The organism is Lachnoanaerobaculum sp. Marseille-Q4761, assembly GCF_017565785.1.
Lineage (GTDB): Bacteria > Bacillota > Clostridia > Lachnospirales > Lachnospiraceae > Lachnoanaerobaculum.
Window position 1 is genome coordinate 1196401 of sequence record NZ_JAGEKB010000001.1, and the last position, 13862, is coordinate 1210262.

The 13862-nt window shown below is 36.4% G+C and carries 19 protein-coding genes; all 19 read left to right on the top strand.

Annotated elements, in window-relative coordinates; all coding sequences use genetic code 11:
- Positions 1 to 190: 190 nt before the first annotated feature.
- Complete coding sequence (locus J4O15_RS05520) at positions 191 to 529, top strand: PadR family transcriptional regulator (protein WP_208099980.1); 339 nt, start codon at positions 191 to 193, stop codon at positions 527 to 529.
- Complete coding sequence (locus J4O15_RS05525) at positions 513 to 1061, top strand: DUF2812 domain-containing protein (RefSeq protein ID WP_208099981.1); 549 nt, start codon at positions 513 to 515, stop codon at positions 1059 to 1061. The genes J4O15_RS05520 and J4O15_RS05525 overlap by 17 nt, the downstream gene beginning before the upstream one ends.
- A 127-nt stretch (positions 1062 to 1188) precedes the next feature.
- On the top strand, positions 1189 to 1761 hold the full coding sequence (locus J4O15_RS05530; protein ID WP_009219347.1) for a TetR/AcrR family transcriptional regulator: 573 nt from the start codon (positions 1189 to 1191) through the stop codon (positions 1759 to 1761).
- Positions 1762 to 1785: 24 nt separating this feature from the next.
- Complete coding sequence (locus tag J4O15_RS05535; protein WP_208099982.1) at positions 1786 to 3144, top strand: MATE family efflux transporter; 1359 nt, start codon at positions 1786 to 1788, stop codon at positions 3142 to 3144.
- A gap of 181 nt (positions 3145 to 3325) precedes the next feature.
- On the top strand, positions 3326 to 4084 hold the full coding sequence (locus tag J4O15_RS05540; RefSeq protein WP_208099983.1) for a tRNA threonylcarbamoyladenosine dehydratase: 759 nt from the start codon (positions 3326 to 3328) through the stop codon (positions 4082 to 4084).
- A gap of 130 nt (positions 4085 to 4214) precedes the next feature.
- Positions 4215 to 5612, top strand: coding sequence for an alanine/glycine:cation symporter family protein (locus J4O15_RS05545; protein WP_208099984.1), 1398 nt, complete (start codon positions 4215 to 4217; stop codon positions 5610 to 5612).
- A gap of 73 nt (positions 5613 to 5685) precedes the next feature.
- Positions 5686 to 5994 (top strand): thioredoxin, encoded by a 309-nt coding sequence (trxA, locus tag J4O15_RS05550; protein ID WP_208099985.1) that lies wholly within the window; start codon positions 5686 to 5688, stop codon positions 5992 to 5994.
- A gap of 65 nt (positions 5995 to 6059) precedes the next feature.
- Positions 6060 to 6971 (top strand): NAD(P)/FAD-dependent oxidoreductase, encoded by a 912-nt coding sequence (locus J4O15_RS05555; protein WP_208099986.1) that lies wholly within the window; start codon positions 6060 to 6062, stop codon positions 6969 to 6971.
- A gap of 61 nt (positions 6972 to 7032) precedes the next feature.
- Positions 7033 to 7578, top strand: a complete 546-nt coding sequence (locus J4O15_RS05560; protein WP_208099987.1) for a glutathione peroxidase — start codon at positions 7033 to 7035, stop codon at positions 7576 to 7578.
- 70 nt (positions 7579 to 7648) lie between these two features.
- Complete coding sequence (locus J4O15_RS05565; RefSeq protein WP_208099988.1) at positions 7649 to 8092, top strand: MarR family winged helix-turn-helix transcriptional regulator; 444 nt, start codon at positions 7649 to 7651, stop codon at positions 8090 to 8092.
- 74 nt (positions 8093 to 8166) lie between these two features.
- Positions 8167 to 8307: a hypothetical protein gene (locus tag J4O15_RS05570; protein ID WP_208099989.1), complete on the top strand. Its 141-nt coding sequence runs from the start codon at positions 8167 to 8169 to the stop codon at positions 8305 to 8307.
- Positions 8308 to 8832, top strand: coding sequence for an NUDIX hydrolase (locus tag J4O15_RS05575; protein ID WP_208099990.1), 525 nt, complete (start codon positions 8308 to 8310; stop codon positions 8830 to 8832).
- Between the two features lie 189 nt (positions 8833 to 9021).
- Complete coding sequence (locus tag J4O15_RS05580) at positions 9022 to 9303, top strand: type II toxin-antitoxin system RelB/DinJ family antitoxin (RefSeq protein ID WP_208099991.1); 282 nt, start codon at positions 9022 to 9024, stop codon at positions 9301 to 9303.
- Positions 9296 to 9568, top strand: a complete 273-nt coding sequence (locus J4O15_RS05585) for a type II toxin-antitoxin system YafQ family toxin (RefSeq protein ID WP_208099992.1) — start codon at positions 9296 to 9298, stop codon at positions 9566 to 9568. The genes J4O15_RS05580 and J4O15_RS05585 overlap by 8 nt, the downstream gene beginning before the upstream one ends.
- A gap of 166 nt (positions 9569 to 9734) precedes the next feature.
- The gene (locus J4O15_RS05590) at positions 9735 to 10544 is read left to right on the top strand and encodes a CAP domain-containing protein (protein ID WP_208099993.1); all 810 of its coding nucleotides are present in this window, start codon (positions 9735 to 9737) and stop codon (positions 10542 to 10544) included.
- A 279-nt stretch (positions 10545 to 10823) separates the two neighbouring features.
- Positions 10824 to 11483 carry an amino acid ABC transporter permease gene (locus tag J4O15_RS05595; protein WP_040457594.1) on the top strand — a complete coding sequence of 220 codons (660 nt, stop codon included), beginning with the start codon at positions 10824 to 10826 and terminating at the stop codon, positions 11481 to 11483.
- A complete protein-coding gene (locus J4O15_RS05600; protein WP_009219361.1) occupies positions 11464 to 12135 on the top strand; it encodes an amino acid ABC transporter permease in 672 nt (223 codons plus the stop codon). Before J4O15_RS05595 ends, J4O15_RS05600 begins: the two co-directional genes overlap by 20 nt.
- A gap of 32 nt (positions 12136 to 12167) precedes the next feature.
- Positions 12168 to 12941 (top strand): amino acid ABC transporter ATP-binding protein, encoded by a 774-nt coding sequence (locus J4O15_RS05605; protein WP_208100272.1) that lies wholly within the window; start codon positions 12168 to 12170, stop codon positions 12939 to 12941.
- Positions 12942 to 12962: 21 nt separating this feature from the next.
- Positions 12963 to 13814: a transporter substrate-binding domain-containing protein gene (locus J4O15_RS05610; protein WP_009219363.1), complete on the top strand. Its 852-nt coding sequence runs from the start codon at positions 12963 to 12965 to the stop codon at positions 13812 to 13814.
- The last annotated feature ends 48 nt before the right edge of the window (positions 13815 to 13862 follow it).

The following is a 13862-nucleotide window of genomic DNA, read 5'->3' on the forward strand; positions in this document are numbered from 1 at the left end:
ATTCGTTTCGCAATCTTTTTTTGTTTCGAGGCTTAAATAAGGAGTAACTTCAACAATTAATTTTAATATATTTTAGAGAAAAACATTGACAACTATTACGGATTGTGATATATTACAGATAAAGATACAAAGAAAAGCGTAATACCAAAAAACGTAATATTTAAAGTCCTGAAAATTAGAAGGAGGGAATATGGGTAGGTTATCAAACAGCGGGGCTTTGACAGAGTCCATTTATTACATCTTACTAAGGCTACATAAGAAAGCGCATGGATATGCACTTATGAAAGATATAGTTGAGATGACAAATGGGCGTGTAAATCTGGGAGCCGGAACATTATACGGAGCACTCGATACATTGCAAAAAAAAGGCTGGATAAGACAGACTGATGAACAGTCAATGGATAGAAAGATTGAGTACATTATAACGGATGAGGGTAGAGAATATTTTGAAAAAGAAATTTTAAGGTTGGAGGAATTACTCTCAAATGCAAAGAAAGTAAAGGAGGAACGAAATGAAGTCTACAGTTAAAAAAGTCTTTTTAGATATAAGCGAGGAAGAGAATTGGTTGAATGAGCAGGGTGAACAGGGAAAGATGCTTATAGGATACTCTAACGGCATATATGAGTTTGAAGATGTTTCTCCGGCAAAATTTCAATATAAAATAGATATTCCGAAGTACATCGGTACAAATAAAAAGGAGTATTTCAAATTTTTGGAGCAGACAGGGATAAGTGTTGTTAAAGAATATGCCGGCAGGGTGTATCTTAGAAAAAATAAGGCTGACGGAGAGTTGGAACTCTATACTGAAACTAAGGAGGTAAACAATCAGATGAAAAAGCGTTATTCATTTTTTATAAGTGTGGGCGTATCACAATTTGTTTTCGGAGTGTTTTTATTCATTCAAATGTTTAACTATATAGATGAAAAGAGTGCACCTTTTTGGATACTGCTTGTATTCGGGCTTGGATTTATGATTTCCGGAATAATATTTTTTATTACAGGTATTTGTAAGCAAAGGAAAAATTTAAACAGTGATGTGGACAGAGATATTTGGGAATAAAATTATTACCCCCTCAAATTCGTTTCCGGGATTTGAGGGGGCTTTTTTTTGTCTGTATATACTTGACAAAAGAAGCGAAAAGGTCTAATATATCATTACCGACTATATAGTCGGTAGAAAGGAGAGTATGGAAAGAAAAAGATTAAGTAAGGAAGAAAGAAGAGAACAGATAAAAGAAATTGCATTAAATCTTTTTGTAAGCAGGGGATATTCAAAGACCACTATGGATGAGATTATACAGGCGGTAGGGATATCCAAGGGAGGAATGTACCATCATTTTTCGAATAAAGAAGAGATTTTTTTGGAGCTGTTAAAGGATGGAAGCAGTTATAGAAAAAAAGTTGTGCTCGATCATTTGAAGGGAAATCTTCAAAACAGGAGTGAGGAGATTACAGAGATTTTATTGGATAAAATACTTGATAAAAATCCATATAAAAATCTCTACACGGTATTTCTTATAGAGATGCAGACAAATAAACGCTTTAAAGAGCTTTATGAAAAAATATATGAAGAGGGAGCAAACGACTTTGCCGAATTTTGCAGGAAAGAGGGGCTGGATGAGTATAAGTCGGTAAATAACAGAGAGTTTACTTTTTTAATGAACTGTTTGTATATGGGTATTTACTTGTTTGATGATATAGATATGGAAAAGCTCAGATATATGCTGAAAATTATGTTTGATGCGTATTTAAAATATTAATTTAATATTTTGGAGGGGAACACCATGAATAAAGAAAAAGAAATGATATTAAACGGCAGTTTGTGGAAGGTCTGTTATAAGCTTTCGCTTCCGGCTATTATAGCCATGGTTTTATATGGATTAAATGTTATCTTTGACGGTGTCTTTGTAGGCAGACTGGTAGGAGAGACCGCATTTGCAGGTATATCAATAGTATATCCTCTTACACAATTAAGTCTTGGCTTAGGCTCACTTGTGGGTGTGGGAGCCGGTTCTTATCTAAGTATTTTACTTGGAGAGGATGATAAAGAGACACAGGGTAAGATTGTGGGCAATGCAAATCTTATCTCCATAGTGGTTACAATTGTTATGATGCTTTTGGGCTTTGTCTTTATGAAGCCTTTATTAAAGGCTATAGGAGCCGATGGTGAGACTCTTACCTTTGCCATAAGTTATTTTAGAATAACATTGATTGGAAGTATATTCTGGATTGTAGGTCTTGCCTACAATATGATAGTAAGAGCCGAGGGAAAGATGAAAACCGCAGCCCTTATGATGGGAATAGGTCTTGTGGTGAATATAATATCAAATTATATTTTGATGAAAATTTTTAATATGGGTGTTGCAGGTGCTGCATGGGGAACAAATATAGGTATGTTTGTATATGCCCTATTGTTTGTAATCTACTGTAAAAGGGGAAGAGCAAGCTTTAATGCCAATATATTTACTGTAAGAGCAGATAAGGAAATAATAAAGGAGATTGTATCTTTGGGTATGTCCTCTCTTATTATGAGTGTAATGGGCATAATACAGAGTGTAATTATATTGAGGGCGCTTAAAACCTATGGAAGCGATCTTGATATCACATTTTACGGTGCAGTATTTAGAATATTTAATTTTTCGCTTACACCTATTTACGGACTTATGAGGGCCTTACAGCCTGTGGCAGGTATCAATTACGGTGCGCAAAAGTATGAAAGAAGTATAAGCTCATTTAAGATATTCTCCTTTGTGGCATTGGTCGTTATGTTGCCTTTTTGGTTGCTGGCAATGATAAATCCATGGCTTATTTTAGGAAGTATGCTGCCCAAAGTTACTTTTGACTTCGGATATATTTTCAGTTTCAGAATATTTATGTCAATCGCACCTCTTCTTTCGGTTACTATGACTGCAATGACTTTTTGGCCTTCAATAAAAAAGGCGGCTCCGGCGATGGTGATAGGACTTGGAAGACAGCTGTTTTTATATATACCTCTTATGATTATATTGCCGAAAATTTTTGGCATACAGTCAATATATATAGGATCGTTTATAATAGATTTGTCACTGTCGGTAATTGTAATCTTGGTACTGTCAAAAGACTTTAGAAGTTTGAGAAAAATGAAAGAAAAAACCAAAGCATAATATTTAGGAATTACATACTTTTATTTATATTAAAGAGAGCTTGTTACTTTTTTGTAAAAGTTCTCTTTTTAGTTGTGTAAAAATCATATTTGATATTTATTGACAATTATCATTATAAAATATAAACTTGCTTGATAGTGTAAAATTATGAGAGGATGGATTTATTATCCAAATTAGATATATGGATCAGTTTGCAAGAACACAGCTTTTGCTGGGAGAAAAAGCCATGGAAAAGCTGAAAAATTCAAGAGTTGCCGTATTTGGAGTCGGAGGAGTCGGAGGATACAGTGTAGAAGCACTGGCAAGGTCCGGAGTGGGAGCCATTGATATTATAGATGATGATAAGGTATGTCTTACAAATATTAACAGACAGATAATAGCAGATACAAAAAGTATCGGAAAATATAAGGTGGATGTGGCAAAGGAGAGGATACTGAGTATTAACCCCAAATGCAAGGTTACGACTTACAGATGCTTTTATTTGCCGGAGAATTCATCCGAATTTGATTTTTCAAATTATGATTATGTGATAGATGCGGTTGATACGGTCACTGCCAAGATAAATCTTGTTATGCAGGCAAATGAAAGTAATGTAAAAATTATAAGCAGTATGGGAGCGGGAAATAAGCTTGATCCCACAGCCTTTATGGTAAGTGATATATATAAGACGAGTGTATGTCCGCTGGCAAAGGTTATGAGAAGGGAACTCAAAAAAAGAAATATTAAAAAGCTGAAGGTTGTATATTCAAAGGAAGAAGCACTTGTACCTGAAAAAGATGAGAGTATAAGTTGCAGTTCTCATTGTGTATGTCCACCGGGTACGGAAAGGAAGTGCACAGACAGAAGAGCAATCCCCGGTTCTGTGGCATTTGTGCCTTCGGTAGTGGGGCTTATAATAGCCGGTGAAGTGATAAAGGATTTGATCGCTGAGGGAATATAGAAAAAGATATTATAATTAGATAGAAGAGTGTTAAAGAGAGTTATATCTAATACTATATTCTTAAAGCCACTCGGCAAAATGATTGGATTTTAAACAAATATCAAATAAATATATAAAATGCGAGGGAAATATGATTGAAACAATTTCGAAGATAAATTCGGCAGTAAACGGCTTTATTTGGGGAGTGCCCGCCATGATTGCACTGATGGGAGTGGGTATTTATTTAAGTGTGAGAACAGGTTTTTTGCAGCTGATAAAGTTCAGATATATAATGAAAACCACTGTGGGAAGAATTTTTAAGAAAAGAGATATTGCAGACGGTGCATTATCACCTTTTCAAGCTGCAACCACCGCACTTGCGGCTACAGTCGGAACCGGAAATATCGCCGGTGTGGCAGGTGCGATATCCATAGGAGGTCCGGGAAGTGTATTCTGGATGTGGATTTCCGCAATACTTGGTATGTGTACAAAATTCAGCGAGGTTACCTTGGCTGTACATTTCAGGAAAAAAAATAAGCATGGTGATCTGGTAGGCGGACCTATGTATTATATTCAAAACGGTCTTTCAAAAAAATGGATGTTTTTAGCATATGCCTTTGCTACATTCGGTGTACTTACAGTATTCGGAACAGGAAATGCCACACAGGTAAATACTATTACAGCTGCGATAAATGTAGCGCTTGAAGGTTATGGAATAGTAAAACCGGGCGGACATGAAACAATAAATCTTATTATCGGAATTGTAGTAACAATACTTGTTGCTATGGTATTGCTTGGCGGTATAAAAAGAATCGGTTCGGTTACTGAAAAGCTTGTACCTTTTATGGCACTTATATATGTTGTGCTGGCACTTGGAGTGGTTATATTAAATATAGGAAGAGTACCTGGGGTCTTTGGAAGCATAATATATGGAGCATTTAATCCAAGAGCCGTTACAGGAGGTGTGATAGGAAGCTTTTTTCTCAGTATGAAAAAAGGTGTATCCAGAGGAATTTTCTCAAATGAGGCGGGACTTGGAACGGGACCTATCGCACATGCATCTGCGGATACCGGTAAGCCTGTAAAGCAGGGATTCTTTGGAGTTTTTGAGGTGTTTGCGGATACAATAGTTATATGTACTCTCACAGCACTTGTAATACTTTGCTCAGGAGTAAATATACCTTTTGGCTCACCTTCAGGTGCGGAGCTTACAATAAGCGGATTTATAAGTACCTATGGAAACGGAGTATCCATATTTACCGCAATAGCTATGTGTTCATTCGCCTTCTCGACCATTATAGGATGGGGACTTTATGGTGCAAGATGTATAGAATTTTTATTAAGTGAAAAATCCATAAAGCCTTTTATGGTGGTATATTCATTGATGGCAATTATCGGAGCTACTATGGATCTTGGGCTTTTATGGGATATTTCAGATACTTTTAACGGACTTATGGCAATACCGAACCTTATCGCATTATTTCTGCTTGCAAATGTGGTTGTAAAGTTGACAAAGGAATATTTTGATACGGAAGGTAGGGAAAAATAAAAAGCTTGACAATAAAATAAAATTGTGTAAAATATAATTATAAACCATTTAAGGAATTGGAGGAGAAAAAGTTATGGCAGTAAAAATAATTACAAGTGAGAATTTTGAATCAGAGGTTTTAAACGCAAAGGAGCCTGTATTGGTAGATATCTGGGCACCATGGTGCGGTCCATGTAAGATGCTCTCACCTATAGTTGATGAGGTGGCTGAGGAAGCTGTAGGATTTTCTGTGGCAAAGATTAATGCGGATGAGAATCCCGAGCTTGTAAATAAATTCCATGTTATGTCAATACCTACACTCTTGGTATTTAAAAACGGTGAGGTTGTAAATAAATCGGTAGGTCTTATATCTAAGGATGAAGTAAAGGCTTTACTGGGATAATAGAATTGATGTCATCAGGTATTATTGTATGATAATACCTGATATTTATAGAAAGAAGTGATTATATGTATGATATAGTAGTAGTAGGTGCCGGAACAGCCGGACTGTCTGCTGCCATATATGGGGTGAGGGCAGGCAAATCCGTACTTGTATTGGAAGGTGCATCCTACGGAGGTCAAATAATAAATACACCTGAGATAGAAAATTATCCTGCTATAAAAAAGACTTCAGGATTTGAGTTTGCTACAGAGCTTTTTAATCAGGCAAAAGAGCTTGGTGCAGAGGTAAAGTATGAAAAGGTAGTTGGAATAAGCCTTGAAGGAAATATTAAAAAGGTAGCTACCGAAAAGGAAGTTTATGAAGCCAAGTCGGTAATACTTGCAACAGGAGCAAAGAACAGATCGCTGGGACTTCCAAATGAGAAAAAACTTGTAGGCTCAGGTATTTCATACTGTGCAACCTGCGACGGAATGTTTTACAGAGGCAAGGTGGTTGCGGTAAACGGCGGTGGAAACACAGCAATAGAAGATGCAACATTCCTTGCAAATGTAGCAAACAAGGTATATGTAATACATCGTAGAGATGAATTCAGAGCTGAGGAGGCTGTGGTTGCGGCTTTAAAGAAAAAGGATAATGTTGAGTTTGTTTTAAATTCAAATATTGTAGAGATAAAGGAAGAATCCTTTGCTGTTTCGGCGTTGGTTGTAGAAGATAAGAATACAAATGAAAAAAGAGAGATAACTGTGGACGGTTTATTTGTAGCAATAGGTCAGGTACCTGATAATGCGGCTTTTGCGGATGTGGTAGAACTTGATAAGGCGGGTTATATCATATCGGGAGAAGATTGCAAGACAAAGACCGAGGGAATATTTGCGGCAGGTGACGGCAGAACAAAGGAAGTACGCCAGCTTGTAACGGCGGCAGGTGACGGAGCGGTATCGGGTATTGCCGCGGCAAAATATTGCGAGACAGTTTAAAGCCGAGATTAAGGTTTAGCGCTGTTTATATAAATTTATAAAGATAGAGTTAGGAGAAAATATGAATATATATGATTTTAAAGTAAAGAATAATAAGGGCGAGGAAGTAAGTCTTAGTGATTATAAGAATAAAGTGGTACTTATAATCAACTCTGCAACAGAGTGCGGATTTACACCACAGTATGAGCAGTTACAAAAACTCTATGCGGATTATAAGGATAAGGACTTTGTAGTACTTGATTTCCCATGTAACCAGTTCGGACATCAGGCACCGGGAAGTGATGAAGAGATTGCAAAGTTTTGCAGCTCAAGATTCGGTGTAACTTTCCCATTGTTCTCAAAGATAGATGTAAACGGTGAGAATGCAAGTGAGGTATTTAAATACCTTAAGAGCGAAAAAGGCTTTGCAGGCTGGGGCGCCGACAATGATATGTCAAAGCTTCTTACAAAGATGCTCGGTGAGGCTGATCCTGACTATGCAAGCAAGCCTGATATCAAATGGAACTTTACAAAATTCCTTATAGATAAGAGTGGAAATGTAGTAAGAAGATTTGAGCCTACAGAAGGCGTACAGGTAGTTGAAGAGGCTGTAAAAGAATTAATTTAAAAGAAATAAGGAGCGTTTATGAAAATAAAGGCTCCTTAAAGTCTTTTAAAAGGAAAGAGGGAATATTAAAATGGCGGATAAGTATGACTCACTAAAACTTGAAAATCAACTTTGTTTTCCACTATATGCCTGCTCAAAGGAAATAGTAAGAAGATATAAGGCGCATTTGGACAAATTGGATCTTACATACACACAGTACATTGTAATGATGGTGATGTGGGAAGAGAGAGAATTGAATGTAAAGGAGCTTGGAGATAAGCTGTTCCTTGACTCCGGTACACTTACACCTGTACTTAAAAAACTTGAATCCAAGGGCTATGTCACAAGAGAGCGTTCAAAAATAGATGAGAGAACTCTGATAGTTACATTGACAAAGAGCGGTGAAGAACTCAAAGAAATGGCACTTGAAATACCGTTAGGTATGAGAGGCTGTCTTAATATAAATGATGAGGAGATGACGCAGCTTAGAAATATGCTAAATAAAATCTTAAGTGAAATCGGAGAAGAGACATAGATATCTCCTGATACAAAAGCCAAAACTTAAAGTATTATTTATCATAAAATCGGTTGATATAACAGGGAGCTGCTATGGAAGTATGTGGGGACTTTGAAATTGATGATACTCCATATATAAAAGAAATTTGTAAAGCATTCCTAAAAACCATTATAAAGGAACGCAAAGAAAAGATTATAGATAAAGCATTGGAAAGATTAGGAAAAGATAATTAAATGAGTGAAGAAAAAGAACTTTGGGATATATATGATGCTGATAAAAAGCCGACCGGAGAAACAATAGACAGATATAATTTTTCATTAAAACCCGGACAATTCCACCTGGCGGCAATTGCCGTATTGATTACAGAAGATAAGAAGATATTGATAACCAGACGCTCAATGAATAAGAGATGGGCGGCAGGTCTTTGGGAGATACCGGGCGGCGGAGTAAAGGCGGGAGAAAATTCAGAAGCTGCCATATACAGAGAGATTTTAGAAGAAACCAATATAGATCTGGGTGACAGAAAATATGAAGATTTTTATACTCATAAAAGAGAGAGCAAAGAATCCAACAGCTATTTTGTAGATATGTATTGCTTTAAAATTTCTAAAAAAGACATCCTTGGAGTAAAGGTTCAGGAAGAAGAAATACTGGAATCCAAAATAGTAAGCATTTCAGAATTAGAAGATATAGCAAAAAGAGGAGAGTTTCTGCATTTTGATAATGTAAAGAACTTTCTGTACAGATGTGTAGGATAGCAAAAAAGCCATGAGAGAACTCGTGGTTTTTTTATTTGGAAGATCTTTAAGACCATAAAAATATTTTATTTTAAAACGGATTTTCTATATTACCAACATAATGTATTACATTAAAGTATATATGCTTTACAATGTATTGACATATATAAAGATTTACAATACTATACTATATAGAAAGAGGTGATGAATATGGCTACAACAAATATTAATATAAGAGTGGATTCAGAATTGAAGCAATCAGCTGAAGAGTTGTTTAATGATTTAGGATTAAATATGTCATCAGCTATTACGATGTTTTTAAAAAGTGCTGTCAGTTATGACGGAATACCATTTGAGCTAAAAAGAAATACTCCAAATACAAAAACTCAAATTGCTCTTAGCGAATATGAGGAAATGAAAAAGAATCCTGAAAACTATAAAAGATATAATTCATTTGATGAAATTGTTAAAGAGGTGTTAGAGGATGCTTGATATCATTCCATCAAATCAGTTTAAAAAGGATTTGAAGCTTGCAAGTAAGCGTGGATTTAAAATTGATAATTTAACAAAAGTTGTTAATACCTTAGCTAAAGAAGAGAAATTAGATAATAAATATCGTGACCATGCTTTGAGAGGAGAATATCAAGGGTTTCGAGAATGTCATATTGAGCCGGATTGGTTATTGATATATCGTATAGAAAATGAGGCTTTGGAGCTGTTTCTTTTTAGGACCGGAACACATTCGGATTTATTTTGAACCCAACATTCAATTTTTACAGCATCTTTACGGTTATTTGAATCTATTTCATTTTATGGATATTTAAGGTAAACTATAGAGGATGGTTTAGTTTTATATAAATCATAACAAGTTTAACAGGACAATAAAGGGCATTGTCGAAACATTGTGTTGAAAGGAGTAATTTATGAAGAAGAAAATTTTACCGGTGCTTGCATTGACGGCAGGTACATTATTTCTGTCAATACCGGCATTTGCATCGGCAGAAGGCTGGAAAAGAGATAATAGCGGCTGGTGGTATCAGTTTTCTGACGGTTCTTATAAAAGATCATCATGGGTAAAAGTAAATAATGCATGGTATTATATGAACGGCTCAGGCTATATGCAGACAGGCTGGTTAAATGACGGAGGCTCATGGTACTATCTGGATGCGACCAATGGAGATATGAAGGTAGGCTGGGTGAATGTAAATAATGCATGGTATTATTTGAATCCTTCAGAGGGCGGACGCATGGCTGTAAATACATATACACCGGGTGGTTATTATGTGGATGCAAACGGAGTATATCAGGCAGGTGCCGCAAAGACAAATAACTCGGGAAATTCAAATAATTCAGGAAGCACAAGTGCAAGTGCATTTGAGAATAAAGTTATCGAACTTGTAAATGCAGAGAGAGCAAAACATGGAGTTGCACCTTTAAGTGCGGATAATGCACTTATGGGCAGTGCGGATATAAGAGCAAAGGAGCTTGTAAGTCTGTTTTCACATTCAAGACCTGACGGCTCTGATTATACTACAGTTCTTCCATCAGGGCTTAATGCATGGGGAGAAAATGTTGCTATGGGACAGACAAGCCCTGAAAAGGTTATGGAATCATGGATGAACTCATCAGGACATAGAGCAAATATACTTAGTAGTGATTTTACTCTGATAGGCGTGGGATTCTATGAAAGTGGCGGAGAGTATTATTGGGTACAAAACTTCGGAAGAAGATAACAAACTTTTAAAGGGTGTAAGTCCATATAATAAAATTAAATAAGAGAAAAACAATTCTTACTTACATAATTTAAAAATAACCTATATTTTAAGCGTAGTTTGCTTTAAGGTATAGGTTTTTTTGATAAATATCTTAGAAACCTTTTTAAAATTTCCCACGAATATATAAATATAAATATAAACACTATAAACCTATAGACAAAAAGGGTTTATAGTGATATTATCTACTCCAGAAAATAAATCAAGGGATACGGTATGTATCTTGGAGAAAGTAATATTATGGATTTTGAATTTATAAGGCAGGTAATTCCTTTATATATACATGCGGCGCTTTTGACGCTAAAAATCGGTATACTTGGAATAATATCCGCCATAGCGATAGGTCTTTTATGCACATTGATTTTGCATAAGAAAATACCGATACTTAAGCAACTCGTAAGTATATACATTGAATTCAGCAGAAATACACCGCTTCTTATACAGCTGTTTTTTATATACTACGGCTTGCCGAAACTTGGAATAAAGGTGGATGCCGATATATGTGGGGTATTCGGATTGGCATTCCTTGGCGGCAGCTATATGTGTGAGGCTTTTAGAAGCGGGATAGAGACTATAGATAAGATACAGGAGGAGAGTGCATTAAGCCTTGGGCTTAGCCATAATCAGGCTCTTTTCTATATACTTTTGCCGCAGGCGGTTTCAATAAGTACACCGGCATTTGTAGCAAATATAATTTTTCTTTTAAAGGAAACCTCGGTATTCTCGGCTATAAGCCTTATGGATCTGATGTTTACGGCAAAGGATCTGATAGGACTGTACTATAAAACAGTTGAAAGTCTGGCACTGTTGGTATTTTTTTATCTTATTATATTATTACCGGTGTCCATGCTAGGTTCCTATATAGAGAGGAGGGTGCGCTATGCCGGATTTGGGGCTTGATGTGATATTTAAAGGCAGGAATGCCATAAGGCTTCTTGGCGGACTTGGCATAGCTCTTAGAATAAGCTTGATAGCGGTGCTTATCAGTATACCTCTTGGTATTTTGGTAGGAATACTGATGACTTTTAAGAATCCTATAATAAAAGCGGTATTTAGAATATATCTGGAATTTATAAGGATAATGCCGCAGCTTGTACTTTTATTTATAGTATTTTTTGGAAGTACGAGAGTACTTGGAGCTGATATTTCAGGAGATTTGGCAGCTGTTATAGTATTCAGCCTTTGGGGTATTGCAGAGATGGGAGATTTGGTAAGAGGTGCGATTATAAGTATACCGAAGCACCAGTATGAGAGCAGTGAAGCACTGGGACTTGATAAAAGGCAGACATTTATATATATTATCATTCCGCAAACTGTAAAGAGGCTTATACCGCTTTCAATAAACCTGATTACAAGAATGATAAAGACCACATCACTTGTACTTATGATCGGGGTGGTCGAGGTGATAAAGGTTGCACAGCAGATAATAGAGGCAAACAGGACATCCAGTCCCAATGCAGCTTTTGGAGTATATTTGGCGGTATTTATAATGTATTTTATTGCATGTACACCTATCAGTATGTTTGCAAGATATTTGGAAAAGAGAAATTAATAATGAAGATTGGAATGATGGAAGGAGAGAATATGCCCCCATTATTGGAAATAAAAAATGTTATAAAAAATTATGACGGGAAAACGCCTGTTCTTGAGGGAGTCAGCCTGGAACTTAATAAGGGAGAGGTAATAGTACTTATAGGACCAAGCGGTTGCGGAAAGTCAACACTTCTTCGATGTATCAACGGATTGGAAGAAATACAGGGAGGAAGCATCAGCCTTGACGGAGAGGTGATTGATTATAAGAAAAAGGATTTGACAAAGCTTAGGCAAAAAATAGGCATGGTATTCCAAAGTTATGAGCTTTTTCCTCATATGACCATAATTGAAAATATTATACTTGCACCTACAAAGGTGGGAGGAGTCGACAGAGAGAGTGCAAAAAAGGAAGCATTAAAGCTTCTTGAAAAGGTTGGGCTTGCACATAAAGCAAATGCCTACCCGAGGGAACTCTCAGGAGGTCAAAAACAAAGGGTAGCAATAGTTAGAGCACTTGCAATGCATCCGGAGATTTTATTATTTGATGAGGTTACTGCGGCACTTGATCCTGAAATGGTCAGAGAAGTGCTTGATGTAATGCTTGAACTTGCAAAGCAGGGTTCAACTATGATGATTGTTACTCATGAGATGCAATTTGCAGAGGCGGTTGCGGACAGAGTATATTTCCTTGATAAGGGAAATATAGTGGAAACGGGCAGACCGAAGAGCTTTTTCACATCACCAAAGACTGAAAGAGCAAGACAATTTTTGAATATTTTTGAGTTTGAATCTATTAAAGATGAAAATGAAGAATATAATATATAGATTTTATTGGAGGAATTTAGAATGAAAAAAGGTAAATTAATAGGATTATTAGGTATTTTAACAGCAGGTGTTTTGGCACTTAGTGCATGTGGTTCATCTTCAAAGCAGGCAGGTAAAAACAATTTCAGAACTTTGGATGAGATAAAAAAATCAGGAACTATAAATATCGGAGTGTTCTCAGATAAGCACCCGTTCGGATATGTGGATGAAAACGGTGAATATCAGGGATATGATATTTATTTTGGAAACAGACTTGCAGAGGATTTAGGAGTTAAAATAAATTATGTCAGTACAGAGGCGGCAAACAGAGTGGAATATCTTGAGACCGGAAAGGTGGATATTATACTTGCAAACTTTACGGTTACACCTGAAAGAGCGGAGGCTGTAGATTTTGCACTGCCATATATGAATGTAGGACTTGGAGTGATTTCATCTGAAAAGGATGCCGTAGCAAGTCTTGATAACTGGAATGCAGATGATGAAATGATTGTAATTTCAGGAACAACAGCAGAACCGTATATGACTAAAAACTACCCAAATATCAAACTTCAAAAGTATGATACCTATGCAAATGCCAAGAATGCATTATTAAACGGAACAGGCAAGGCATGGGTAAATGACAATACAGAGGTTATCGCATTTGCAAACAGCAACCCGGGCTATGTGGTGGGTATTGACAGTCTTGGTGTAAACGACACTATTGCACCGGCTGTTACAAAGGGAAACAGCAGTCTGCTTGAGTGGATAAATACGGAGATTGAAAATCTCGGCAAGGAGAATTTCTTCCACAAGGATTATGAAGAAACACTTACCGATACATATGGAAGTGCTTATGCGGATACTCTTGTAATCGAAGGCGGAAAAACAAAGTAAAATCGGAAATCCTTATTTAAATATATAAAAAAGAACCTCAAAAAAGGG

Bases quoted from the DNA above. Each gene is read 5' to 3' on its own strand.
- J4O15_RS05520 (WP_208099980.1), top strand. From the start codon at position 191: ATGGGTAGGTTATCAAACAGCGGGGCTTTGACAGAGTCCATTTATTAC.
- J4O15_RS05525 (WP_208099981.1), top strand. From the start codon at position 513: ATGAAGTCTACAGTTAAAAAAGTCTTTTTAGATATAAGCGAGGAAGAG.
- J4O15_RS05530 (WP_009219347.1), top strand. From the start codon at position 1,189: ATGGAAAGAAAAAGATTAAGTAAGGAAGAAAGAAGAGAACAGATAAAA.
- J4O15_RS05535 (WP_208099982.1), top strand. From the start codon at position 1,786: ATGAATAAAGAAAAAGAAATGATATTAAACGGCAGTTTGTGGAAGGTC.
- J4O15_RS05540 (WP_208099983.1), top strand. From the start codon at position 3,326: ATGGATCAGTTTGCAAGAACACAGCTTTTGCTGGGAGAAAAAGCCATG.
- J4O15_RS05545 (WP_208099984.1), top strand. From the start codon at position 4,215: ATGATTGAAACAATTTCGAAGATAAATTCGGCAGTAAACGGCTTTATT.
- trxA (WP_208099985.1), top strand. From the start codon at position 5,686: ATGGCAGTAAAAATAATTACAAGTGAGAATTTTGAATCAGAGGTTTTA.
- J4O15_RS05555 (WP_208099986.1), top strand. From the start codon at position 6,060: ATGTATGATATAGTAGTAGTAGGTGCCGGAACAGCCGGACTGTCTGCT.
- J4O15_RS05560 (WP_208099987.1), top strand. From the start codon at position 7,033: ATGAATATATATGATTTTAAAGTAAAGAATAATAAGGGCGAGGAAGTA.
- J4O15_RS05565 (WP_208099988.1), top strand. From the start codon at position 7,649: ATGGCGGATAAGTATGACTCACTAAAACTTGAAAATCAACTTTGTTTT.
- J4O15_RS05570 (WP_208099989.1), top strand. From the start codon at position 8,167: ATGGAAGTATGTGGGGACTTTGAAATTGATGATACTCCATATATAAAA.
- J4O15_RS05575 (WP_208099990.1), top strand. From the start codon at position 8,308: ATGAGTGAAGAAAAAGAACTTTGGGATATATATGATGCTGATAAAAAG.
- J4O15_RS05580 (WP_208099991.1), top strand. From the start codon at position 9,022: ATGGCTACAACAAATATTAATATAAGAGTGGATTCAGAATTGAAGCAA.
- J4O15_RS05585 (WP_208099992.1), top strand. From the start codon at position 9,296: ATGCTTGATATCATTCCATCAAATCAGTTTAAAAAGGATTTGAAGCTT.
- J4O15_RS05590 (WP_208099993.1), top strand. From the start codon at position 9,735: ATGAAGAAGAAAATTTTACCGGTGCTTGCATTGACGGCAGGTACATTA.
- J4O15_RS05595 (WP_040457594.1), top strand. From the start codon at position 10,824: ATGGATTTTGAATTTATAAGGCAGGTAATTCCTTTATATATACATGCG.
- J4O15_RS05600 (WP_009219361.1), top strand. From the start codon at position 11,464: ATGCCGGATTTGGGGCTTGATGTGATATTTAAAGGCAGGAATGCCATA.
- J4O15_RS05605 (WP_208100272.1), top strand. From the start codon at position 12,168: ATGCCCCCATTATTGGAAATAAAAAATGTTATAAAAAATTATGACGGG.
- J4O15_RS05610 (WP_009219363.1), top strand. From the start codon at position 12,963: ATGAAAAAAGGTAAATTAATAGGATTATTAGGTATTTTAACAGCAGGT.